The following is a 22,772-nucleotide window of genomic DNA, read 5'->3' as shown; positions in this document are numbered from 1 at the left end:
GGGGACGGTGGATTTAGCGATGGTCGAATTTCTCTTTATGGCTCAACTGGTGCGTCCTCCGCTGCAGGCGATTGCACGGCGCTGGTGGTGCCGCAGTCTCTACCGCGCCTCGCGCGGCCAGCGCCGCTGCCCGGAATGCACCAAATCGTGAAATCAGTCTGACGGATTCGTGATACGGAATCCACCACTCGCTTGTCACCGATACGGGGTTTAGGCATGAGCAATCTTTCGCAACCCCCGTGGCCGGAATTGCCGACCTCGGCGTGGCGTGACACCTATGCGACGCTGCATCTCTGGACCCAGATCGTCGGTAAGATCAGGTTGAGCAAGGCCCCCTGGCTGAACCATTCCTGGCATGTGGCGCTCTATGTTACTCCGCGCGGGCTGACGACGTCGCCAGTCCCGGACGGCACGCGAACGTTCCAGATCGATCTTGATTTCATCGATCACGTCCTGCGCATCTCGACCAGCGAGGGCGCGAAGCGGCAGTTTGCGCTTCCGGGAAAATCGGTTGCCAGCTTCTACGCCGCCACCATGACGACGCTGACCGAGCTGGACATTTCCGTCACCATCGACGAGATGCCGAACGAACTGCCGGACCCGGTCCGGTTTTCGGAAGATAACGTCCACGCTTCCTACGATCCGGAAGCGATCAGGGGCTTTCTGCAGATTCTCGTGAACTGCGATCGCGTCTTCAAACAATTCCGCACCGGCTTCCTCGGCAAGGCCAGCCCGGTGCATTTCTTCTGGGGCAGCTTTGATCTGGCGGTGACCCGCTTCTCCGGCCGTCGCGCGCCACGTCATCCCGGTGGCGTACCGTATCTGTCCGACGACGTCGCCTGCGAGGCCTATTCGCACGAGGTCAGCAGCGCCGGCTTCTGGCCAGGAAGCGGCGCGATCGATTATCCCGCCTTCTACTGCTATGCCTATCCGGAGCCTGCGGGCTTTCGCGCTACGAAGGTGCGGCCGGACGCGGCGTTCTTCAGCGAAGTGCTCGGCGAATTCATCCTGCCCTATGATGCCGTGCGCACGGCTGATGATCCCGACCAGGCGTTGCTGGATTTCCTGCAAAGCACCTATGAAGCCGCGGCGATTTCAGCGAAATGGGATCGTGACGCGCTGGAATGCGACTTGGGCCAACCCCGCGTGGTGCGGCAGGTGTAGGCGCGGATCAATTCTCGTCGACAGCGCTGACTTCTGCCGTTGAAAGCCACCAGCCATCGCCCGCAAACCAGCAGGTATCATCGACGGCATTATCGAGCCGGAGAGACCGCACGAGTTCCCACCCCTGCAGAAACGCCTCCGTCAGACGGCGGCCGGCATCCTCGTCCTGAAGACCGATGCAGCCAATAAACTGTGCCCGGCCACGGAACCTTGCCGGCCAAACCGCACCCTGATCGGGACGTGTGACCAGCAGCATCCCACCATGCACGCCCGCGGGCGCAAGCGGAAACAACAGCCGGCCACCACGACGCAACGCATCGAGCCACTGTTGGGCTGGCTGGGCCGCACCGGCACACACGTAGATCAAATCCGCTTTCGGCAGATCCGCCGCAATGCCCGATTTTGACTGAACGTTCACCTGTGGCAGGTCTTTCAGATTGTCGCGCGCGCGATCCGCCAGGCCCTCGTCAATCTCATAGGCGTGCACCTGCCCGCGCGGCCCGACGAGTTGTGCGAGGATCGCGGTGTAATATCCCGTGCCCACGCCAACTTGTAGAACCGTCTCACCTTCCTTCAATTCGCAGCCATCGAGCCAATAGGCATGCGCGCTGGGCATCCCGATATTGAGATGTTGCGCGCTATCCAGCGCGACCAGCGTATTTTGATAGATAAACGCCGGATCATCGTTCGGGGTCGTCACGTAATCATGTGCGCCGAGCGTGATCAGCCAGGGTCCCGGCCCCACAAACGGTTCGCGCTTGACCGCGCGAAATGCCTGTTCAATCCGGGAATCCCGGACCTTGGCTGCGGCGCAGACAAGGCTGGCATAGAATGAATGCAGATTCTCCGACCGCTGTTGCATGATCAACTTCCGGCATTGCGATGCTCGATCCTATTCGAGGCTGTCGCCTGCAGGAAGCTCCGCACGATGGGCAAAAAGCGGGGAAGCGCCGCCATCACGGCGAAACGGGATCGCAATATGCGTTCCAAGTCCAATCGGAATGAAGCGGCGCTAATGCTGCAATTGCGGCTTGACCATGGTCTGGCGAACTTCGGCGCCGCAGTCGGCGCATTCAAAGGTGAAGTCGATCTTCGCCATGCTCCAATGCGGCTCGACGTCCCTTACAAACATCGGAATCCCGATGCAGCTCGGACAAATGACGAAAGCCGGCTCGATGTCGTCGTGATGGTGGATATAGGCTGGCATGTCGGCACTCCCCACGGAAGCATTCAGCTGTAGCCCTTGACCCGACCATCAGCATACGCCGCTGCCGTAAAGGCGATCATGAACTCTCGCGAACACAGGTAGAACAGCCGCACAATCCGGCCGAGTGTGACAGATTTGCACGAGCGTGTCGTTCTTGCCACAGCGCGTCAGTTCTCTTCGCGCGGCAAGGGTTTACCGGGCGCCCGCTTCAAATAGGCAGCGAGCTTCGGATAGTTGCGCAGCTCGCGCGCGGCGCGGTCGCGCAATGCGTAGGGCAATCCGCGCAGGCTCAAGGCGGCGCTGATGTCGACCAGCGGCAGCGGTGTCACGCCAAAACGCCGTTTATAGTCATAATCGCCCACGCTGAAGTCGAACTCGCGCACGCCGTCTCTGTGCAAGGCGGCCATGGTACGTTCGATGACCAGCCGGCCCGGCGAACAAGCCGACCATTTGTCGCCGGCATTGCTGACCCGCAGCATGACATAGCGCGGGCCACTACGAACGCCGAACAAGGTCGCGACGACTTCCTCGCCGACAGTCAGCGCCGACAACACGGCATAGCCGTCGCCGACGCCATCACGCACGAGGTTTCGATAGAAAACGGCACAGGCCCCGTCGCCGAGAATGAAGTTCACCCCGAGATGCTGCATGCGGGCGCTCTGTTGCGCATCCAGGGTGGCAAGAACGCGCAAGGCTTCGTCGTTCTCTCCTGCAATCTTGAATGCTGCGTCGGCATACGCCGTAAACGCGCGCCAGCTCCGTTCGAGAACCCTGCGGACGTCGCGCTTCAGCGAACGCTTGTACTGATCGAAATCCTCGCCTGTGGTCACGAGATTGCCGTTCAGCGAGCACGGCCCTGCTCCATCCAGCATCGCCAGCGGATTGGACCCGCCCTGCAGATCGAGCGGCATTTTCTTGAAGCGAATGAGATCAGCGCCGCCAGGCAGCCGGCGCAACGCCAGCCGCAGCTCGCGCCACAGGATGGCTGCCGCCTTGGGTTCGCGCGGCGCGGCCGGACCGAGCAGCGGCGCATTGTAATCGGTCAGTTCGAGGTCGGCGAACTCCACGACGCAAATGCGCTTCAGCTTGCGCCTGATCAGCGGCAGAAGCAGTGCGACTTCGCCTGTCGCACGGTCCCTGACCGTTGCGATGAATGGCTCGATACCGGGCTGTCCGGCGAACGCGCCATACCATGCCGCGAGCCACTTTTCGTGCTGGAAGATGGTCGCCTGTCCACGACGATACGCACCGTCCCAGTTGCCTGCAACGGTATCCCAATTGTCGAACTCCACGGAGAACGCCGCGACTTGCGACGTCCGGTTCCGCCCCACGTGCCGTGCTGCGTCGTTCGTCAGTGTCGTCACGATCAAGCCGCCTTCATGCCGCCTTGGAAAGATCGTTGGAAAGATCGACCACCTGCTCCGGATGGTCGTGGTCGAGCCGGAATTCGATCTCGTTGCGCGCCTTGCGCTCGCGCTTGACCCAGGACGTGTTGCGCAACGCCTTCTGCATCACCGCCTTGCCCCAGAACGCCGGACCCTTGAGGGCGCGGCTCTTGGGCGTGTATCCGAAGCGATTGCGCAACAGGCCGTTGGCCAGATTGACGATCCGGGTCCGCCTGATCTCTTCATTCTCGTAACCCACCGTCATGGAGATGTTGACGGTGCCGAGATTGTCGACGCGATGCGGCGCGTTCAGCGGCCAGTTCAGCATTTGCCCGGGATCGAGATCGAGCACGGTCGCATAGCGATCGTACCATTCATGATAGGGCATATCGAGTTCGAGCTCGAACAGCTGGATGTCCTCGAGGTTCTTCGGAGTCACGAAGGGAGGATTCGACGGATAGATATGGACGCGCTTGCGGCCGGCGATTTGAATCAGGCTCTGGCCGGGAAGATCGGCGTGGTAGTGAACCTGCGCCTTCGGCGCCGAGAGCAGAATGCCGGCGTTGTACTGGTGCGGCAGTGCGAAGTGCGGGACCTTCTCGCCGATTTCGGCGAACATCTGGGCCAGCAGGTCGCTGTAGCGCTGGTCGATATCCGACACCATGCGCAGGTTGAGCCAAAGGTCGCCCCTTGAAATCGCATCGATGACCTGGCGGCCGCTGAAATTGCCGATATCGCCGTGCCGCCAAATGCGTTTGTCGTCCTTCACGCCGGTCTGCATCAGGCTGTAATGCTCGCGCGGATAGTGCTCGATCAGTGCGGCAAGATGATCCATCGAGAACAACGGCGACTTGTGCATGTTGTGCGCAAGCCGGATCGGTGCGTGTCCCCACAGCACCGAATGGGTGTCGTCCCAATTGCTGAAAATGCGATCTGCCGCCATCGTCCAACTCCTTTTTGACCAAATATTTTTTTGCCCGGATGACGACCGATTCCGGCTTGCGTCCTGCACGCTGTCCCGAAATCTCAGATGGCTGCCACGCCGTCGGTCATCCGATGTCCCGTTATGAGACGGCCGGACAACCTTCACGCTCTAACTGGCAAGAAGGATGCCGCAGGGGTGTCGCACCCACTTACCGGACGATAAGGTCTGGGATGTATGGCTAACGCTGGCATAACCGAGAGAGCGCCGGCGAACCCCACGATGGCTTCAGAACCGCAATATCGGGCGCTGTTTCTCGGCGCGGGACCGCAAATGAAGTGCGGCGTCGGGCAATTCACGCGATTGCTGGGCGAGTGGATCGAAAAGGCCGAACCCGGCAGCTGCACGACGTTAACCCTGACGCGATCGGAAGGGTCATTCACCGATATCTGGCGCGCCGTCGGCTCGGCCCGGAGCGTGGTCTGCAACTTTCCGATCGTGGCCTGGAAGCGCGTGATGTTCGCGCCGCTGCTGGCGATGGCCATGGCGCGGCTGCGGCGGCGCAAGATTGTCCTGATTCAGCACGAATGGGCCGGGCTGCATTGGCTGCGCCGGATCACCTATATCCCGGCTCTCGTGCTCGCCAACACCATCGTCATGTTCTCACCGCTGGTGCGGCGGGAACTCGCCGAGGATTCCCTGGTGGGCTGGACCGCGAAAAAATGCGTGCTGGCCCCGCTGCCGCCGAACATCGAGGCGCCTGCAGGGATGGCGGATTCGGAGTTGCGCCGGCGTCTCGTTGCCGCAAGGCAAGACGGCCGGCTGGTGATCGGTCATTTCGGCTCGATCTATCCGGCCAAGCAACCCAATGCGCTGCTGGAGATCGGCGCGATCCTGAAGCAGCGTGGGCTGAGGCCGCTAATCGTCTATGTCGGCTCCTTCATCCGCGGCACCGACAACGTCGAGGAGGCATTCCACGCCCGCGCCGCAGAACTCGGGATCGCCGATGATGTGATCGTATCCGGCTTCGTTGCCTCCGATCACGAGGTGTTCGGGCTGTTCGGCGCGGTCGACGGGTTCTGTTATCCGCTCGATGAAGGGCTCACCGCGCGTCGCTCCAGCGTTCTCGCCTGCGCGCAGGCCGGCCGGCCGCTGATCGTGACCGGCCCTGCGCTGCCTGACGAATTCGACCATCATGTGCGCTTCAAGGAATTGATCGATCGCGGCGCCATCGTGCTCGTGCCGCGCGGATCGAACGCGGACGCCTACGCCGATGGCATCGTTGCCGCGCTGGAACGACCGCCGGTGCAGGCCGCATTCGACTTCGATGGATGGTGGCAGGACGTCGCGAACGCGGTTCGCGCGCAGCTCTAGAGCCTTGTCCGTTCCGATGGAATCGGAACGGGGCTCTAGCTTGTTTTGACGCGTTTTCTTGACGCGAACCGGTGTCCACTTCGCTGGAAAACGCTCTGAGCCTCACTCCCGGACACGAAATCGCGCCAGAAAGTGCAAGCCGAACACCGCCACCAGGAAGGTGAACCACAGGGGATCGGCGCGGTCGAGGAAGAAGCTCTCCATCGCCGACAAGTAAAGTCCGAACAGCCAGATGCGCAACAGCGCCATCGCCAGCGGACCGTTATTGCCGCCCTGATCGGCTTGCTGGAAATTCCGGAGCGGCGCGATCACCAGCACGACGATGAGCAGAATCAGTCCGGGCAGGCCCATGCCGAGCGCGGTATCGAGATAGCCATTGTGGCTGTGTGCCGCGAACGCGGCCCATTCCTTGCCCGCCGGCAACTCCTCGAACGCCTTGCTGCCCCAAAACGCCACGAAGCCATAGCCGGTTGCCAGCCGCTGCCGCAGCGCGTCCAGCGCAAAATTCCAGATGTCGGTACGGCCGGTGAAGGTCGAATCCAGCGGCAGCAGCTTGGCGACCGCAGCCAGGCCTTCGCTCATGACGGTGCCGACGCTGAGCATGTTCAGCAATAGCAGAGGCGTCAGGAGCAGGATCGCCCGCACCCAGAACGAGCGAAACACTGAAGTAAGCGAGGTCAAAAGCAGCACCGCGAAGCACAGTGTCAGCGAGCTCTTGCCGGCGGCATGAAACAGAAACAACGAACTAAGGCCGATAATGACCGCGCCGGACAGAAGTGCGCCGGAACGGACGACGTAGATCCCCAGGAACAGCAGCATCGCCATCACGCCGGCGGCCACGTTCTTGTGACCGAAGGCGCCGCGCCAGTCGCCGGCAAGAAGCGGCTCCTGCGGGTCAGTCGCCTGATGGATCGCAAATTGCGGCGCCAGCAGGATTCCGAGGTAACAGACCGCGAGCAGGATCAGTGCCGCGATGCTGAGAAACCGCATCAGTTCGCTTTGCGATTTCGGCAGCAGCAGCATGGTCGACGTCACGGCGATAACGCACGCCGTCAAGACAAACCGCCGCATCGACGTGGCCGGGTCGACCGACAAAACCACCGTCACACAGACCCAACCGGCAAACAGCAGGAACGATGGCGTCAGCAACGTGGCCAGCCCGCGCATGTTGTTACGCGCCGCGAGCGTAATCATCAGCACCGCGAGGCCGCCGAACACCAGATAGGTCGGCGCTTCATTGCCGGTACTGACTTCACCGATTTGTATTTCGCCGAGATCGGTGAACGGCCGCAACGAAATCCATGCCAGCACCAGCGCTCCGACGAACGCGGCGCAGCGAACGACATGCAGCACCTGCTGCCGCCAAACCCCTCCTGCGACGATACGAAGCTGAGACGCGATGGCGAGTTGGCTCACGTGATCTTCGAGGCCTTGTAGGGTTGAGGTTCGATGCCGATTGCGGCCAGCACGCTACCGATCGCTACCGTCATCGGATGCATCGCAATGATCCGGTCGCGCTCCATCAGTCCCGCCCGCGCGGCGTGGAGAAACGAAAGCGGAAACGCTGCCAGCAATTTCAGCGTCAGCCTGGCGCGCAACCAGAGTGTCGGCGTCGCCTTGCGCTGGACGTGATAATTGATCGCGCCGATCCGCAGGCCGCGGCTGATCAGCCAGCTCAGCTTGGTCCGGCTCGGTGGCACCGTCTCGCTGATCGTGGCCTCCGCCACCCAGTGAAACCGCATGCCAAGACGCAGGCAGCGGTAAAAGAAATCGGTGTCGCCGCCGCCGAGGAAATTGAAACGCAGATCGAACGCCGGGGCGTCGACGCGCTCGAACACCGAGCGCCTGATCAGGCAATTGCCGCAGCCATAGATCACCGGAACCGGTCCGGAAGTGTCGTAGGCCGGGGCGAAGGCCGGGTGACGACGCAGCCCGCGCTTTCGCGCGTCATCGAAGTCAGGCATGACCGGCCCGCCGACGATGTCGGCCCCGGTGGCTTCGGCGGTCAAGATCATGCGCTCCAGCCAGTCCGGCGAGGCAATTTCGTCATCGTCGATCATCAGGAAACTTGACGCTGCCGGGAAGGTTGCCAGCGCCGTCTCGAACGCCGCGTTGATCGCATGGCAATTGCCCTGGCGCGGCTCGACCACGCAAAGACCGGGAAACTTGTTCGATGCCAGGAACTCGGTCGCAACCGGGACGCTCTCGCTCCGCAGCGCATCATTCTCGACCATGACAACGGCAAAGCGGTGACCGGTGCGCTGGCGGGCGAGCGATTCCAGCGTCTGCCGCAGATGCTGCGGCCGGCGAAAACAGGGAATGCAGACGACGATCCCGATCGAAGCAGGATCGAGGGCCGGCGAGATCGCCGCCAGGGCGCGGGCAGCGTTCGGCATGGTGTCAGCGGTTTCCATCGGCGGGCAATCCGTTCAAACTCTGGCGCATGACGTTTGCTATGGGTGCAGACGATACAAGAGCATTGCTGCAATATCCGGTCCGACAGGATGCCTGGTGGTGGCGAATTGTTCCCGACGGTTAATGGACGGGGTTAAGTTTGAATTAAATCAGGTTCAGACTCCGGGCTCAGCGGCTGAACAGCTTGCCGAACAGCTTCTGGGATTTGGGGAACTGCCCGTTGGAGATCCGCGTGGGCCACAATCCGTCGACGTCGAAATAGGCGGCGTAGGCGATGTTGTTCCGATGCTTCACGAACCAGTCATGCATCTGCTGAATGAAGTACGGATTGTCACCGAAATTGCCGACGCCCCATTCGGGATAGCTCATCGGCTTGCCATGCTTGGCGGCAAAGTCGCGGTGCCACTCCAGACCGAACGGCGCCTTGAGATAGAAGGTGTTCCACCGCTCCTCCGGCGAACCCTCAAGTTTGAAATCGTAGACGTCCAGACCGATATAGTCGACGACATCGTCGCCTGGATAGGCCTGGTCCGCCGGCGTATCCTGCGTTCCCCATCCCGGACACCAATCATATTTGAACGTGTCGGAGTGGCGACGGAAGATCCCGACCACGCGCCGGAACGCCGCGATGTAGTCGGCCTCATGGTCCTTGGCGAACCACGCCATCTGGGACAGATTCATCTCCCAGCCGAGACGGATGATCGCCCTTGGCTGCGCTTCCGCGATCGCACGCGCCGCTGCCTCGAACTCGCCGTCGTGCAAGCCATTGGCGACGTCGGCGAGCGGCGTTCCCGGAACGGTCAGCGGCACCGACCAGACGACATTCCGTGACGGGTTGAGCTTCTTCCAGATGCCGGGAACCCAGGTCAGCTTGTGGAAATCTTCCCAATTCGCCTGGCCGTAGAAATCGACGCCCACCACCGACGATGGCGGCTGTTTCAGCCATTTTTCCCAGGCCTGCAGGGTATGCTCGCGCCCAACGGGACCCCAATCGACGAACGCGCCGGCAAATTTCGCAGGACTGGAATTGACATGACTCGAATTGACGCGCGGAGCGGCGTTGGTGTCGACGCGGGCCAGCAACAGCAGGCTCAACACAAAGGCCACCAGGAAAAATACCAGCCGCCTCAGGCCAACCCGGCGGCGAGGCGCGGGGCGCTCAGTTCGAAACATTCGACGTCCTTGTCAATTTGTTGCTGAAGACAGCAGACAGCCTTCGGCCGACCTCGGCTGCGCCCTTGTCGGTGAGATGGCCCGCGTCGAACTGCATCGGAATATCGGCTTCGACGAACTCGTCGCAACGACCATCCCGGCAGACCGCATCGTAAACGGATGAATAGATCGCGCCGCGAGCCTTTACCAAAGCGCTCATGGCGAGATCGCGTTCCCGAATTCCGGGTGTGCGCTTTGTGCTGGCAAGGGACGGATGGTCGCGCAAAATCCCGTCGATCAGGAGCCGCGGCAGAGGGGCATCGTATTCGACGATCGGTCCAAGCACGATGACATCGACCCCTCTGGATTTCAGGCTATCCAGCGTGGCCGACAGGTTCGGCAGATCCTCATCCTTCCATGACGCGGAGAGAATGACCTTGTCGACATGGTTGTTGACGAGGAAATCGTTGAACGCGAGCTCCATCAGATCGCGACAGGCTTTCATTTCGACCCGAGCCCCCGCCGGAACAGCCGGGCGGCATTCGCTAGCCGTTGCCTGCATGATGTTCACGTGCGGCATGGCGGCGGATAGCCCGGACCAGAGATGCGCGGCATGGCTGTCGCCAATGAGCAGATAGTTCGGCCGCGCCGGATCCAGTTTCAGGCAGGTTTCGGCGTCAAACCGCTGGCGGTTGGCCGATATGAAGCAGCGTCCGGTCCGGAACGCAGCGGACGAATCGTAGGCAAGATAGGCACCGATATCCACGACGCGTTGCGGAAAGCGGTATGGCGCGCCGCTCGCGAAGAATACCAGTGCGCACAGTGCAAACGTCGAGCCCATCGCGGCTGATGCGGCGCCGAAGACGGCACCCTTCGATGTCTCCCGCGCCATCGAACGGAACGGCAGTTCGACCAGCTTCCACGACAGATAGGCGAGCCCCACCGACAGCGTGATCAACGTCAATTTGGTCGACGCCGCCGATTCCGCGCCAAACACCATGTCGGTACGCTGGAACACGATCAGCGGCCAATGCCAAAGATAGAGCGAATAGGATATCAGCCCGATGGCGACCAAGGGCGACAGCGACAGCAATCGTCCGGCCATCGATACCCCGCTCTCGCTGGAAGCGATCACAAGGGCTGCGCCGAGGCAGGCGAGCGACGTCATCAGCAGAAGCGGCACTGATGCCGATCCAAGCAGGATCACGCCGAGCAGCAGTAGCAGCCCGGCTCCGCCGCAAATGTTCTTCCAGAATCTGGTTTCCGGCACCGGGATAAATTTGACCGCCAGCATCGCACCCAGCGCCAACTCCCAGGCGCGGAAAGGCGTGAGATAGAATGTAAAGGTGAGATTTCTCGTACTCATGGCGATGGCAGCCGCAAACGACAGCGCAGCGACAACCGCGAACAAGAATTTGGCGCCCTTCGGGACCCAGCGATAGACAAAAAGCATCAACAACGGCGCGATGAAGTAGAACTGCTCCTCCACGCTGAGCGACCAGGTATGCAGCAGAGGCTTTGTTTCGGCCGGCGCATCGAAATATCCGGCGGTCTGGGCAAAATAGGCGTTGGAAATCGAGCCGATGGCGCTGGCAAGACTCTTGGAATAGCCGATCAGTTCGGCCGGCAGCAAATAGATGTAGGCAAAAATGCTCGTCACCAGGAACATCACAAACAGCGCCGGCAGGATTCGCAGGATCCGGCGCTTGTAGAAATTTCCGAGCGAGAACGACCCGTTGCGGATATCCGCATCGATCATGCCGCAGATCAGATAACCCGAGATGACAAAGAAGATGTCGACGCCGACGAAGCCGCCAGCGAATCCGGGTACACCGACATGGTAAAGAACCACGGGAACCACAGCGAGGGCCCGCAGCCCGTCGATATCCGCGCGGTACTTCATTGCCGAGCCCTCGCGACGCCGCCGTAGCCGCGACCGGCCGTTACCGTTTCAAAAGCGGACACTCTGGACAGTTCAGGTGTGCCGAAACGGCTTGATGCCTCGGCGACCTCACCGGGCGCCGCGAAATTGGATTGGAATGGCGAGCAATCTGTCATGGGTAACACTCATGGCGATGAACATCGGCGATGTGGAATCGTGCTCTGCAATATCCGGGCAAGCTCCGCAAAACCGCCGCTTCGCGCACGAATTGCGTTTGCATCGTGGTTACCGCGAGCGGTTAACCCGCTTGCGACGGTGAACGAAACATAGAATTAACCACATCAAATCGCCGCAACCGTTAGCGGAACCGTCCGGCACCGATCTTGCTCAATGGTCTGGCAATGGGATTCCGAGTCCAGAAAGCGCCCGCCTTGAACGTCATCGCCAGCGAGATTTCCGACATCAACCGAGTAGCGTCGTGCGACGCCATGCTCGGGCGCGAAGTCACGGGCAAGCCCGCGGGGCTCGCAGCGCCATGCTGATCGGACAAGCCAGCATCAACCTGACCGCCAACATCCTCTCGGCAGTGCTGGGGCTGTTGAGCGTGTTCATTTTCACGCGGCTGTTCTCGCCGCATGATTACGGCGTCTATCTGCTGGGCATCGGTTTCGCGTCCGTCATCAGCGTTTTCCTCGTCGGCTGGTTCCGTAATCTCATTCTGAGCGGACACGCCCGCGACGACGGGCCCGACGTGCGCGGCCGCGTGATCTCGGGTTACCTGATCTGCTGTCTCACCGCGCCGATCGCCTATGTCCTGGGACGGCTGGTTGGACTGGATACGAATGCCGCGCTGGCGGCGGTCGTGCTTTCCGTCGCGATCGGGCTGTTCGAACTGACCCAGGATCTGGTCCGCGCCCGGCTGATGGCACTTTCGGTCATGAAGGCCACGCTGGTCCGCGCCGTTGCTGTGCTCGGCCTCGGTGCTGTCGTGGCACTTGTCAGCCCGAGCGGCTTCCTGCTGCTGCTGTCGTCCGCGCTCGCCTACCTGCTTGCGGTGCTGGTCCAGTCGCGCACCGCCTGGCGCGGCACCAAGGTCAAGTTCGACGGCACCGGGCTTGCGGCGCTGGCGAAGGCCGGCCTGCCCCTCACCCTTTCACTTACCCTGCTCGCGATTTCCAGCGTCACCGATCGCTTCATGATCGCCAATCTGGTCGGCGCAGCGGACGCCGGCAAGTATGTCGCCGCGCTCGATCTGGTCCGGCAGACCCTGATGATGCCGGCCATGAGCGCCGCCGCCGCATTCTTTCCGATGGCGGTGCAGATTCATGCCAGCAAGGGCGACGCGGCGGTGCGATCGCATCTTTCGGATTGTGTCGAGTTGCTGCTCAGCATCACGCTGCCGGCCTGCCTCGGCTTCGCGGTCATTTCCGCCCATGTCGCCAATATCATTCTCGGGCCGGACTTCCGCGAGTTGGCGGCGCAGACCATGCCGATCATCGCGGTAGCCGTGGTCTTCCAGATCCTGACCCAGCAATATCTGCACGCCAGCTTCCTACTCTCCGGGCGCAACTCGTTCTATCTGATCAATACGGCTTCGATCATCGCGGCCAATTTGATCCTGTCCTACGTCCTGGTCAGCCATTACGGCACGGTCGGCGCGGCCTGGGCGCGGCTCGGTGCCGACGTGGTTGGATTTTCCTGCGCGCTGATCCTCAGCCGCTTTGCCTTCAAGGTCCCGCTGCCGCTCGGCCGGCTGGCGCTGATCATGATCGCCGGACTGGTGATGGCGCTGACCGTCGCTGCGCTCGACAGAAACCTGCATGTCGCTGACCTCACCGCCTGCGCCGTGCTGGCCAGCGCCGGACTCATCACCTACGCCGCCCTGTGCTGGTTGTTCGACATCTCCCGGATTCGCGGCCGCCTGAAAACCGGGTTCGCGATGTTCCGGGCCAAATTCGCAAACATCAACGGATAAGAACAAATGACCAGGACATTTGCCCTCGATCCCCTTCATTCGGCCTTCACTGACGCCGCCGAAAGGCCGGCCGCGCAGCATCCGCAGTCGCTGCTTGACCTGCCGCCCGGCGAGGCCCGGCAGAGCCTGCTCACCGTTCACAGCATCCTCGAGGCGAAACTGCCCGCGACCGACCTTAATCTCTATGAGGCCGGTGGCGGCTCGACCAGCTTCCTGCCGCTCAGCGTGCTGAAGCGCGCCCACGTCACCGTGGTCGACATCGACGAAGACCAGATCCGCAACAACGACTACGCGCAGGAGACGATCCTCGGCGACATCCAGACCCATCGCTTCGCGCCCGGCAGTTTCGATCTCGTGATCTGCTACAACGTGATCGAGCATGTGCCCGATGTGGAAGCGGCGCTGCTTGGCTTCTGCCAGGCGCTGAAAGAAAACGGATTGATCCTGATCGGCGCGCCGAACCCACGGTCGCTGTCCGGCGTCGTCACCAAATATTCGCCGCACTGGTTCCATGTCTGGTTCTACCGCCATATCCGCGGCGACAAGAACGCCGGCCTGCCCGGCTGCGCGCCGTTCCCGACTCATTTTCATCCGCTTGTCACGCTGGCCAACCTGGAAGCCTTCGCCGACAGCCACGGGCTGCAGATGATCTATTGCAAGCAGTATGAGAGCCCGCGCTATCCGGAGATGCGCCGGCGCAAGCCGCTGTTCGCGAGCCTGATCGACGCGGCCGCCAAGGTGATGAACGTCTTCCTGCCCGGCAAGACCGACGTGCGGCACGGCGACTATCATGTGATCTTGCGAAAGCGCTGAAGATGAACGCGATGTTGTCAGAGGCACGAGTGAAGGTGAGCCACCGGCTGGCGATGCATTTGCACGCCAATCCTTTCCAGATGCGCAATGCCAGGCCGATGGTCAGCTTTACCTTTGACGATCTTCCCAAAAGCGCGGCTACGACCGGCGCGGATTTGCTCGAGGCGCACGGTGCGCGGGGCACGTTCTATGTATCGGGAGGCCTGGTGGGCGTCGAAACGCCGGAATGGCCGGCCGGTGACGCCGACGACCTGCTGTCGCTCTACCGCCGGGGCCACGAGATCGGTTGTCATACATTCTCGCACCGGCGTGCCAGCGATCTGGACGTGGCCTCCCTTGCCAACGAGATCCTGCATAACCGCGGATACCTCCGCGCGCTGGACGCCTCTATCGAAACCGAGACCTTTGCATATCCCTACGGCTACGGATCGTTTGGACGGAAGAACCAGCTCAAGGACCAGTTTCAGACCTGCCGCAGCATCGTGCCGGGCATCAACAGCGGCGAAATCGATCTGCAGTTTCTCCGCGCCGTGCCGCTGATCGACGGCCAGATGGACCGCGCCGGGATCGAACGCATGTTCGACGAGGCCGAAACCAATAACGGATGGTTAATTTTCTACGGCCACGACGTCGCTGAACAGCCGAGCCCCTGGGGCTGCTCGCCAGCACTGCTCAACCACGCCCTCGAGGCGGCGGCGCGCCGGAAAATCCCGGCTATGACCATGGCGGAGGCATTGCGATGCGCCCGCGCATAAACGCTTTGTTTGCCATTTCGGTGAATAGTCCCCCGATGAGTATGGTTAATTTTCCCTGTCGCGTTTTTGGCGCGTTGAAGTCCGGCGCGCGTGGCGTAAAGCGAAGAGTAACCCCTCAGCCGATGTGTGCGGCAGTTGGAATGGAAGCTGGGGTCGATGCTTATCTATGACGAGCCGATAAACCAGGCCAAGCCTGACCCCCGGCCCGCCGCAACGCCGGCATTGGGTGGCTTCAGCGTGCTCGATCTGGTTCAACTGCTGTGGCGGCGGAAGATCGCGATCGCCTCGGCGGCGCTACTGTGCGCCTGCATCGCGGTGGCGATCGGCAAGAGCCTGACACCGAAATACACCGCAACGGCCCAGCTCTACGTCGATCCCCGCGAATTGCAGCTGGTCGATCGCGAACTCACGCCGCGCGCCCCGGACCTGTCCGGCCTTGCGATGGTGGTCGAGAGCCAGGCGCGCGTGATCACCTCGAACAATGTGCTGCTGCAGGTGATCCGCGAGACCGATCTCGAAAAAGATCCGGAGTTTGGCGGCAGCGACGGCAAGAGCCTGTTCGGAACGCTGCTCGGCCTGTTCGGGATCGATCTGCGTCCGACCGCCGAGCAACGGAAGCTCATTCAGATGGCGACGCTGGAAACCCTGATCCGCCACATCAACGTGAAGAAGACCGACAAGACCTTCATCGTCGACATCGACGTCTGGTCGATTGACCCGGCGAAAGCGGCGATGCTCTCAAATGCGATCGCCAAGGCCTATTTGGCCGAAACCACCCAATCGCAGGCCGCGAGGGTCCGGCGCGCCACCAGCGACCTTTCCAGCCGGCTGACGGAATTGCAGGAACGGCTTCGCAACGCCGAGAACACGCTCGCGGTCTACAAGGCGCAGAACAACTTCGTCGGCACGCAGGACACCCTGATCAGCGATCAGCAGCTCTCCGCCAGCAACCAGCGGCTTGCCGCGGCGCGGGCGCTGACGCTCGACGCGCAGGCCAAACACGATCAGATCGCAGCCAGCCGCAAGACATCGGCGGACGCCGGCGCCATTCCCGAGGCACTGCAATCGCCAACCATCGCCAATCTGCGTTCGCAATATGCCGAAGCCAGGAAGCGCCAGGCCGAATTGCAGAGCGAGTTGGGGCCGCGTCATCCCGCCTTGCGCCAGATGGAGAAGCAGGTCGAGGATCTGCGCCGGACCATCGGCGAGGAAACCGATCGCTTTCTGCAGGCGGCGAAGAACGACCTGACCCGCGCGCGGGATTACGAAGCGTCGCTGAACAAGGCGCTCGAAACCCAGAAGCGCCAGAGCGTCCAGATGAGCCAGGCCGCGGTCCGGCTGCGCGAGCTCGAACGCGACGTGGAAGCCAGCCGCGACGTCTACCAGTCGTTCCTCAAGCGCTCGCGCGAGACCGAGGAGCAGGAAACCCTGAACACCTCCAGCGCCCGCATCATCGGCGATGCCACCGTGCCGCAGCGGCGTACTTTCCCGCCGGGGATGGCCTTGTTCGCCATGATCGGCTTTATGCTGGGCGGACTCGCCTCGGCCGCCTGGATCATCGCTGTCGAGCGGTTGACGCCTGGCGCCAACCCGGTTCGACCCAACACGACGGTCAGGACATCGGCCTCGTCCGCCGTGGAAAATCGGACGCCTGCCGCGGCCACGAGGCAACCGTCCGCCACCCCGCTGCCCGCCGTCAGCCTGATCGCGAAGCCGTCGATCACGCGACTGCAGGAATCGGACGTGGTGCGCACCCTCGGCGGAATCCTGGCGACGGGCGGCACCCTCGATGTCGTCAGGCTCGGCTGGCCGACGCTGCGCGCCGGTTTCCCGCTGATGACGTTCCTCAACACCATGCGCGAAATTCGGACCGCACTGGCAACGCGCGCGGCCAAGGACACCGCGCCCGTCATAGCCGTGATCGGCGCCGGCAATGGCGAGGACCGCAGCATTGCCGCGCTCAACGTCGCGCTCTCGGCCGCCCGCGATGGCGCCAGGGTGCTGCTGATCGATGCCGATCAAAAGACCTATACGCTGTCGAACAAGGTGGCCCACCTCGGCAAGGAAGAGACCGGCCGTCTCGGTTGGCTCAATATTGGCGCCAAGGCTGAGCGCGCCATCAGGAGCGCGAACGGCATTTCGATCCTGCCGGCCCTCAAGGCCTCGGATACCAAGGCAAGCGACACCATCCGCAAGGCGATTGCGCAGGCGCGCATCGGCGGCGACTACGATCTGGTGGTCCTCGACGGGCCCGCCATGCCGTGGAGCCCGGCCGACCACGCGCTGTTCGACGCCACCGATGGGCTGGTCGCGATCCTGCCGGTCAAACTCGACATCAACGAGAGCATGGAAGACATCATCACCGCGCTCGGCGAGACCGAGTGCAAGCTGGTCGGTGTCGTCATCAACGAACTCAACCCCACGGCCGTCAACCGTCAGCGAGACAAACAGTATGCGTGAGCGTCGCTTAAACCCCCTCGGGAGAGCCGCTACTGCCGGCGTTCCCCGAATCACACTGGGCGGGCTGCGGCTCGCCGTGCTCGACCTCGAGCAGACCGCGGACTTCATGATCGAGATGGTGTTCCCGCAACGCCGGCTCGCTCGCCCGCTCTATCTGACCTCCGCCAATGGCGAGGTGCTGGCGCGCTGCTCCACCGAACCGATGACCGACCGGCTGTTTCGCGCCGCCGACCTGATCAATGCCGACGGCCAGCCGCTCGTGACGGTGTCGCGGTTGAAATCGTCCACGCCGCTGCCCGAGCGCGTCGCGACCACCGACCTGTTCCACGTCGTCGCCCGCAAGGCGCAGGCGGCCGGATTGACCTTCTACATGTTCGGCGCCGATGAGGCGGAGAACGCCGCCGCCGTCGCCAACGTTCGCAACCTCTATCCGGACCTGAAGATCATCGGACATTCGCACGGTTTCCTCCGCGGCGACGCGCTGCGGGCCAAGGTCGACGAAATCAACGCGCTGGCGCCCGATTACCTCTGGCTAGCGCTCGGCGTTCCCTATGAGCAGGCCTTTGTCGAGGAATACACCTCGCGCCTGTTCAAGGTCGGCGTGATCAAGACCTCTGGCGGACTGTTCAACTTCCTGTCGGGCAGCCGGGCCCGCGCACCGGATTGGATGCAGGCGACGGGGCTCGAATGGGCCTGGCGCATCTGGCTGGAACCGCGCCGGCTGTTCTGGCGCTATTTCACCACCAATCCGCGCGCGCTCTATCTGCTGTTCAACAAGAGCCGGCCTTCGATCACCGAACGGATCCGGGACTGATGGGCGCCGGTCTGGCGAGCGATCGTCCGGCCATCCTGGTCACGGGCGGCGCGGGCTATATCGGCGCGCATTGCTGCCGGGCGCTTGATGCGGCCGGTTATCTCCCCGTTTGCTACGACAATTTTTCGACCGGCCACCACAGCTTCGTCGCGGGCGCGCTGGTTACCGGCGACATCGCCGACAAGGCCACGCTGGCGCGCGCCTTCGCCGAGCACGACATCGTCGCGGTCATGCATTTCGCCGCGTCCAGCCTGGTCGGCGAATCCGTGGTCGACCCGCAGAAATACTACGTCAACAACCTCGCCGGCACGCTGGCGCTGCTGGATGCGATGCGCGAGGCCGGCTGCAGCCGCCTCGTGTTCTCGTCGACCGGCGCGGTCTATGGCAATGCCGACAGCAAGGCACTGCCCGAAAACTATCCCTGCGCGCCGATCAATCCCTATGGCGCCTCGAAATGGATGATCGAGCGCGTGCTTTCAGATTATCGCGGGGCTTATGGGCTCGGATCGTTCGCGCTGCGCTATTTCAACGCCAGCGGCGCCGATCCCGCCGGCGGCATCGGCGAGCAGCGCGAGGTGGAAACCCATCTCATTCCCCGCGCGATGATGGCACTGCAGGGCCACGTGCCGGACTTCGCGGTATTCGGCGACGATTACGCGACGCCGGACGGCACCGCGATCCGCGACTATATCCATGTCACCGACCTTGCCGCCGCCCATGTGCTGGCGCTGAAGCTCCTGCTCGAAGGGCATTCCGGCGGCGTCTTCAATCTCGGCACCGGCAAGGGATTTTCGGTGCGGGAGATCCTCGCGGCGATCGCGAGCGAGACCGGGCGCGAAGTCCCGCACGTCGTCAAGCCACGCCGCGCCGGCGACCCGACCTATCTGGTCGCGGACGCTTCCGCCGCGCGCGAGACATTGCACTTCCGCCCCGCTTATTCGGACCTTGCGACCATCATCCGTACCGCCTGGGCCTGGCACAAGAAAGCTCACCCCCTCAAAACGGGTGAGTAAGCACCGACGTGCGATCGGTCTAAGCGGCATTGTCCCTGCCGCCCTGTATGCCCGCGATCATCGTCTCTCGCCTGTCACGCATGCAGGCACGCGGCTTGCCCCGTGGGAACGAGACCGGCTAGCTTCCACGACAACACAGATGAGCGCATTTCAGCTCACGCATGACAAAGGGAGCAAACCATGACGGCGACCAACCGGTTTTGGCGATACCTCGTGACGCCCCTTGCTCTCGCCGGGATGCTAAGCATCTCCTCCGCGGCTGAACTCAATCCTGCCGCCGTCACTTACAAATTGCCGGACCAGATTCCGTGGGGCCCGGTCAACGCCGCGGGCGCGCAAAGCGCCGTCGTCGTTGGCGATCCGAGCAAGCCGGGCTTCTATGTGGTCTACAGTAAATGGACCAAGGGCAATCATTTCAGCCGCCCGCATTTCCATCCCAACGACCGCTACATCGTGGTGCTGCAGGGTACCTGGTGGGTCGGTTCAGGCCCGAAATTCGACCCCGCCAACACGACGCCGATGCCGGCCGGCAGTTTCGTCACGCATTTCGCCAAGCAAGTGCATTGGGACGGCGCCAAGGATGAAGATGCCGTTCTCCTGATCATGGGCGAAGGTCCGGCGACCTCGACTGGAGCGGAAGAGAAATAGCCGCAGTGCTGCAAATCTATTCCGGCGACTGATTTCATTCGAGATGGAAAGCGCGATGCCCATGCTGTTCCAATGCAAAGCTTGCGGCCCCGCCACCGATCACGGCAGTGCGCCGATCCGATCCGGAAAGACAAAACCGTGGCGCACCATCGATATCCATTGCCACTGCATGGTGCCGGAGGCCAATGCAATGGTGCTGAAAGCCACCGGCATTCAAGGCGGCGGCGTAACACCCAACGCCAATGCGCATGTCAACGACCTGACCAAAAGCATTCAGCCGCAGCGCGGCAAGATCGACTTTCCGAAACTGACCGATCTCAACACCCGCCTCGCCGACATGGACCGCGACGGCATCGACATGCAGGTGACCCGCCCTATCCCGGCCGTTTCGTCTATGCGGCGCCGCCGGAGGTGGCGCGCGACAGCTGCCACATGGTCAACGATCACATCGCCGGCCTGGTCGCCAAGCATCCCGACCGGCTGATGGGCATGGGCACGGTGCCGCTGCAGGATCCCGGCATGGCCGTTGCCGAACTCGACCGTACGGTCAAGCAGCTCGGATTCCGCGGCGTTGAACTCTGCACCAATGTCAGGGGTGTCGACCTGACCCGCGCGGGCCTTGAAAAGTTCTTCGCACGCGTCGAAGAGCTTGACGTGATGATCTTCCTGCATCCGTTTGGCACCAGCCTGGTCGGGCGCATGGAGGACCACTATTTTCCCAACACGATCGGACATCCGCTGGATTCCGCGCTGTGCGTCGGGCAGCTGGTGTTCGACGGCTATCTCGAGCGCTTTCCCAAGCTGAAGATCTGTATCGCCCATGGCGGCGGCTACATCCCCGGCTACTGGGGTCGCTTCGACCACGCCTGGGCCCATCGCGAGGATTGCCGTGTCACCATCAAGAAGAAGCCGTCGGAATATCTGAAGAAGCTCTATTTCGACACGGTCGTTTTCGACGAACGCGAACTCAAGCATCTGATCGAAATCTGGGGCGCCGATCACATCATGCTCGGCACCGATTATCCGTTCGACATGGCCGAACCCGATCCCGTCGGGTTTCTTGGCCGCGTCAACGGCATCAGCGAACGCGACATGGCGCTGGTGGCCGGCGGCAATGCCGCGCGGCTATTGGGATTGCCGGCAAAGGTCTAGGAGAGGGACAGTGATCGCCGACGTCGCGTTGCAACGAAACCAATCGCCTCAGACAGCTTCCCTGGTCATGATCGCGTTCGCGCCTTGCGCCGAAGCGGGACCTTGCGGCTGCAACGGCGCGTCGTTATTCGACAAACCCGCGACCTTGCGGATAAGCGATACCGGGGTTGCCGAGAACGACTCGATGCAAAGTGCGACGACGTCAGGCGGTGAGCTATCGACCATGGCGAGCAGTGCTTTTTCGTCCAGCTGATCCGGCTCCCAGTAGGAAGTCGCCAGGCTTTGCGTGGTCAGCCGATGCGTCGCCCTGTGGGTCGGCGACTGGTTCACAAAGTACCCATAGAGGATGTATTCGGAAAACGAGCGCGTCTTGCCAAGCGCTACCGCCCAGGGCATGCCCGTGACAGCTTCGATCGTGGCGGTCATGTCGCGCAAAGTCGATCTGTCCCAGACGAGCACATTGCCGATATAGTCGTCGGCCGGGAACGCGGTGGTGCCGCCGCCCAAGAGGCGATCGCTGTTTCGGACCCAGACGGAATGCGACGGCTTATCGGCCGGAATCGCCAGACGATCGACATAGAGCGGGGTTAAATCCGCGCCGGCATAGGCGGCTACATCGAACGGACGAAAGAACGTGTTATCGGAATCGACGATGCAATAGCGCTGATGCGGCAGCTGCAAGGCGCCCGCGATCTTGAGTAGTTGCTGGATATGCCAGCCGTGGAGCGGGCCCGACCGGAACGACCACCATGTCCTGCGCCCCTTGCGTGAGACAAACGGCGGCAACGCCCTCAGCCAGGACGGCAAGAAGCGCGAGCTCGGCAGCACGGTGCGACGGCTATTCTCGAATCGGGCAAAGTACGGCAGGTCGTCGTCATTGACGATGACGTAATGCCGTTCGTATCCGCTGACGAACCGATCGAGACTCTCGCAGAGCAGTTCGAAGCGATCGAGGTCGCCGCGATAGGTCGGGGTCATCAATGCTACGCTTTTAGTCACGCCACTTCCCGTCATGATGTCCTGAGCGACCGGCGATCGAGATCGATCCCGATCAGCTGACATAATAGATCATCGCTTGACCGCTTCAAACAACGCTTCGCCGTTAAGATAAACAGTGACTGATCAGGCCAGCGATTGCTCCCACTGACGAAGGCGTGAAGCGCCAGCGGGACATTGCAACGGTCAATTTCGCGGAAGTGATGCTCGTTACCCGACGGAACCATCGATATGCAAAGCGATGGTTACCAAACGGTTAAAGTCCCCTGGGAACATTTTGTTCAACAGTTACAGGCATCAGCAACCTTTCCGGAATTGGCGCGTTTCCAATGCCTGTTCATTCAACGGAGACGCAACATGGCCGTCGCTTCGCAGATCAAGGAACATATGGATGTCATCTCGTCCGACAAGAAGACGGTCGGAAAGGTCGATCACCTCGAGGGATCCGACAAGATCAAGCTGACCAAGCAGAGTTCGCCGGACGGCCAGCACCATCACTTCATTCCGGTGGATTGGGTCGATCATGTCGACCAGCACGTTCACCTCAATAAGTCCGGTGCGGATGTGACGTCACACTGGCAGCACGGCAGGCAGTGACCCTGACATGTATTGCGCCGGCTGCGGATGAAGTTATCATCGGCAAGG

The 22,772-nt window shown here is 62.1% G+C and carries 21 protein-coding genes; 12 read left to right on the top strand and 9 right to left on the bottom strand.

Features of this window, described 5'->3' with window-relative positions; translation table 11 throughout:
- The first annotated feature begins 19 nt into the window (after positions 1-19).
- Both JQ567_RS38695 and JQ567_RS27395 read left to right on the top strand, forming a co-directional pair.
- A complete protein-coding gene (locus JQ567_RS38695; protein ID WP_283816575.1) occupies positions 20-151 on the top strand; it encodes a hypothetical protein in 132 nt (43 codons plus the stop codon).
- A gap of 65 nt (positions 152-216) precedes the next feature.
- Positions 217-1,164: a DUF5996 family protein gene (locus JQ567_RS27395; RefSeq protein ID WP_212441692.1), complete on the top strand. Its 948-nt coding sequence runs from the start codon at positions 217-219 to the stop codon at positions 1,162-1,164.
- 7 nt (positions 1,165-1,171) lie between these two features.
- Here JQ567_RS27395 and JQ567_RS27390 read toward each other — a convergent pair whose 3' ends face one another.
- The 4 genes from JQ567_RS27390 to JQ567_RS27375 form a co-directional block, all read right to left on the bottom strand.
- Positions 1,172-2,026, bottom strand: coding sequence for a protein-L-isoaspartate O-methyltransferase (locus tag JQ567_RS27390; protein ID WP_212441691.1), 855 nt, complete (start codon positions 2,024-2,026; stop codon positions 1,172-1,174).
- A 150-nt stretch (positions 2,027-2,176) separates the two neighbouring features.
- Positions 2,177-2,371 (bottom strand): hypothetical protein, encoded by a 195-nt coding sequence (locus JQ567_RS27385; RefSeq protein ID WP_212410848.1) that lies wholly within the window; start codon positions 2,369-2,371, stop codon positions 2,177-2,179.
- Between the two features lie 167 nt (positions 2,372-2,538).
- Positions 2,539-3,735 (bottom strand): GNAT family N-acetyltransferase, encoded by a 1,197-nt coding sequence (locus JQ567_RS27380; RefSeq protein ID WP_212441690.1) that lies wholly within the window; start codon positions 3,733-3,735, stop codon positions 2,539-2,541.
- Positions 3,736-3,748: 13 nt separating this feature from the next.
- The gene (locus JQ567_RS27375) at positions 3,749-4,699 is read right to left on the bottom strand and encodes a hypothetical protein (protein WP_212441689.1); all 951 of its coding nucleotides are present in this window, start codon (positions 4,697-4,699) and stop codon (positions 3,749-3,751) included.
- 261 nt (positions 4,700-4,960) lie between these two features.
- On the opposite strand from JQ567_RS27375, the gene JQ567_RS27370 reads away from it, so the two are divergent.
- A complete protein-coding gene (locus tag JQ567_RS27370) occupies positions 4,961-6,052 on the top strand; it encodes a glycosyltransferase (RefSeq protein WP_212441688.1) in 1,092 nt (363 codons plus the stop codon).
- 102 nt (positions 6,053-6,154) lie between these two features.
- On the opposite strand, the gene JQ567_RS38925 is transcribed toward JQ567_RS27370, so the two are convergent.
- The 4 genes from JQ567_RS38925 to JQ567_RS27350 form a co-directional block, all read right to left on the bottom strand.
- Positions 6,155-7,468: an O-antigen ligase gene (locus JQ567_RS38925; RefSeq protein WP_212441687.1), complete on the bottom strand. Its 1,314-nt coding sequence runs from the start codon at positions 7,466-7,468 to the stop codon at positions 6,155-6,157.
- Positions 7,465-8,466, bottom strand: coding sequence for a glycosyltransferase family 2 protein (locus tag JQ567_RS27360; RefSeq protein WP_212441686.1), 1,002 nt, complete (start codon positions 8,464-8,466; stop codon positions 7,465-7,467). The genes JQ567_RS38925 and JQ567_RS27360 overlap by 4 nt, the downstream gene beginning before the upstream one ends.
- Before the next feature lie 169 nt (positions 8,467-8,635).
- Positions 8,636-9,640 (bottom strand): glycoside hydrolase family 26 protein, encoded by a 1,005-nt coding sequence (locus JQ567_RS27355; RefSeq protein WP_212441685.1) that lies wholly within the window; start codon positions 9,638-9,640, stop codon positions 8,636-8,638.
- Positions 9,627-11,522 carry an acyltransferase family protein gene (locus tag JQ567_RS27350; RefSeq protein ID WP_212441684.1) on the bottom strand — a complete coding sequence of 632 codons (1,896 nt, stop codon included), beginning with the start codon at positions 11,520-11,522 and terminating at the stop codon, positions 9,627-9,629. The genes JQ567_RS27355 and JQ567_RS27350 overlap by 14 nt, the downstream gene beginning before the upstream one ends.
- A gap of 514 nt (positions 11,523-12,036) precedes the next feature.
- Between JQ567_RS27350 and JQ567_RS27345 the strand changes: the two genes are divergently transcribed.
- The 8 genes from JQ567_RS27345 (at position 12,037) to JQ567_RS27310 (ending at position 21,131) form a co-directional block, all read left to right on the top strand.
- Positions 12,037-13,476 (top strand): lipopolysaccharide biosynthesis protein, encoded by a 1,440-nt coding sequence (locus JQ567_RS27345; RefSeq protein ID WP_212441683.1) that lies wholly within the window; start codon positions 12,037-12,039, stop codon positions 13,474-13,476.
- Positions 13,477-13,482: 6 nt separating this feature from the next.
- Positions 13,483-14,289, top strand: a complete 807-nt coding sequence (locus JQ567_RS27340; protein WP_212441682.1) for a bifunctional 2-polyprenyl-6-hydroxyphenol methylase/3-demethylubiquinol 3-O-methyltransferase UbiG — start codon at positions 13,483-13,485, stop codon at positions 14,287-14,289.
- Positions 14,290-14,291: 2 nt separating this feature from the next.
- Positions 14,292-15,044: a polysaccharide deacetylase family protein gene (locus tag JQ567_RS27335; RefSeq protein WP_249165751.1), complete on the top strand. Its 753-nt coding sequence runs from the start codon at positions 14,292-14,294 to the stop codon at positions 15,042-15,044.
- Positions 15,045-15,200: 156 nt separating this feature from the next.
- Entirely contained in the window at positions 15,201-17,504 is a 2,304-nt protein-coding gene (locus tag JQ567_RS27330; protein WP_212441681.1) for an exopolysaccharide transport family protein, read from the top strand.
- Positions 17,497-18,318: a WecB/TagA/CpsF family glycosyltransferase gene (locus JQ567_RS27325; protein WP_212441680.1), complete on the top strand. Its 822-nt coding sequence runs from the start codon at positions 17,497-17,499 to the stop codon at positions 18,316-18,318. Before JQ567_RS27330 ends, JQ567_RS27325 begins: the two co-directional genes overlap by 8 nt.
- Complete coding sequence (gene galE, locus JQ567_RS27320; RefSeq protein WP_212441679.1) at positions 18,318-19,331, top strand: UDP-glucose 4-epimerase GalE; 1,014 nt, start codon at positions 18,318-18,320, stop codon at positions 19,329-19,331. Before JQ567_RS27325 ends, galE begins: the two co-directional genes overlap by 1 nt.
- A gap of 180 nt (positions 19,332-19,511) precedes the next feature.
- Positions 19,512-19,979: a cupin domain-containing protein gene (locus JQ567_RS27315; protein ID WP_249165750.1), complete on the top strand. Its 468-nt coding sequence runs from the start codon at positions 19,512-19,514 to the stop codon at positions 19,977-19,979.
- A gap of 72 nt (positions 19,980-20,051) precedes the next feature.
- On the top strand, positions 20,052-21,131 hold the full coding sequence (locus JQ567_RS27310; protein WP_249165749.1) for an amidohydrolase family protein: 1,080 nt from the start codon (positions 20,052-20,054) through the stop codon (positions 21,129-21,131).
- Between the two features lie 48 nt (positions 21,132-21,179).
- On the opposite strand, the gene JQ567_RS27305 is transcribed toward JQ567_RS27310, so the two are convergent.
- On the bottom strand, positions 21,180-22,130 hold the full coding sequence (locus JQ567_RS27305) for a DUF6492 family protein (RefSeq protein ID WP_312017471.1): 951 nt from the start codon (positions 22,128-22,130) through the stop codon (positions 21,180-21,182).
- Positions 22,131-22,484: 354 nt separating this feature from the next.
- Between JQ567_RS27305 and JQ567_RS27300 the strand changes: the two genes are divergently transcribed.
- Positions 22,485-22,724, top strand: coding sequence for a DUF2171 domain-containing protein (locus JQ567_RS27300; protein ID WP_212036880.1), 240 nt, complete (start codon positions 22,485-22,487; stop codon positions 22,722-22,724).
- Positions 22,725-22,772: the final 48 nt, after the last annotated feature.

The organism is Bradyrhizobium sp. AUGA SZCCT0431 (assembly GCF_018131065.1).
Taxonomy (GTDB): domain Bacteria; phylum Pseudomonadota; class Alphaproteobacteria; order Rhizobiales; family Xanthobacteraceae; genus Bradyrhizobium.
The sequence above is the reverse complement of the archived record's forward strand: the minus strand, read 5'-3'. Positions and strand labels throughout refer to the sequence as shown.

Excerpts from the sequence above, each read along its gene's own strand:
- JQ567_RS38695 (WP_283816575.1), top strand. The coding sequence starts at position 20 with ATGGTCGAATTTCTCTTTATGGCTCAACTGGTGCGTCCTCCGCTGCAG.
- JQ567_RS27395 (WP_212441692.1), top strand. The coding sequence starts at position 217 with ATGAGCAATCTTTCGCAACCCCCGTGGCCGGAATTGCCGACCTCGGCG.
- JQ567_RS27390 (WP_212441691.1), bottom strand. The coding sequence starts at position 2,026 with ATGCAACAGCGGTCGGAGAATCTGCATTCATTCTATGCCAGCCTTGTC.
- JQ567_RS27385 (WP_212410848.1), bottom strand. The coding sequence starts at position 2,371 with ATGCCAGCCTATATCCACCATCACGACGACATCGAGCCGGCTTTCGTC.
- JQ567_RS27375 (WP_212441689.1), bottom strand. The coding sequence starts at position 4,699 with ATGGCGGCAGATCGCATTTTCAGCAATTGGGACGACACCCATTCGGTG.
- JQ567_RS27370 (WP_212441688.1), top strand. The coding sequence starts at position 4,961 with ATGGCTTCAGAACCGCAATATCGGGCGCTGTTTCTCGGCGCGGGACCG.
- JQ567_RS27360 (WP_212441686.1), bottom strand. The coding sequence starts at position 8,466 with ATGGAAACCGCTGACACCATGCCGAACGCTGCCCGCGCCCTGGCGGCG.
- JQ567_RS27355 (WP_212441685.1), bottom strand. The coding sequence starts at position 9,640 with ATGTTTCGAACTGAGCGCCCCGCGCCTCGCCGCCGGGTTGGCCTGAGG.
- JQ567_RS27350 (WP_212441684.1), bottom strand. The coding sequence starts at position 11,522 with ATGAAGTACCGCGCGGATATCGACGGGCTGCGGGCCCTCGCTGTGGTT.
- JQ567_RS27345 (WP_212441683.1), top strand. The coding sequence starts at position 12,037 with ATGCTGATCGGACAAGCCAGCATCAACCTGACCGCCAACATCCTCTCG.
- JQ567_RS27340 (WP_212441682.1), top strand. The coding sequence starts at position 13,483 with ATGACCAGGACATTTGCCCTCGATCCCCTTCATTCGGCCTTCACTGAC.
- JQ567_RS27335 (WP_249165751.1), top strand. The coding sequence starts at position 14,292 with ATGAACGCGATGTTGTCAGAGGCACGAGTGAAGGTGAGCCACCGGCTG.
- JQ567_RS27330 (WP_212441681.1), top strand. The coding sequence starts at position 15,201 with ATGCTTATCTATGACGAGCCGATAAACCAGGCCAAGCCTGACCCCCGG.
- JQ567_RS27325 (WP_212441680.1), top strand. The coding sequence starts at position 17,497 with ATGCGTGAGCGTCGCTTAAACCCCCTCGGGAGAGCCGCTACTGCCGGC.
- galE (WP_212441679.1), top strand. The coding sequence starts at position 18,318 with ATGGGCGCCGGTCTGGCGAGCGATCGTCCGGCCATCCTGGTCACGGGC.
- JQ567_RS27315 (WP_249165750.1), top strand. The coding sequence starts at position 19,512 with ATGACGGCGACCAACCGGTTTTGGCGATACCTCGTGACGCCCCTTGCT.
- JQ567_RS27310 (WP_249165749.1), top strand. The coding sequence starts at position 20,052 with ATGCAAAGCTTGCGGCCCCGCCACCGATCACGGCAGTGCGCCGATCCG.
- JQ567_RS27300 (WP_212036880.1), top strand. The coding sequence starts at position 22,485 with ATGGCCGTCGCTTCGCAGATCAAGGAACATATGGATGTCATCTCGTCC.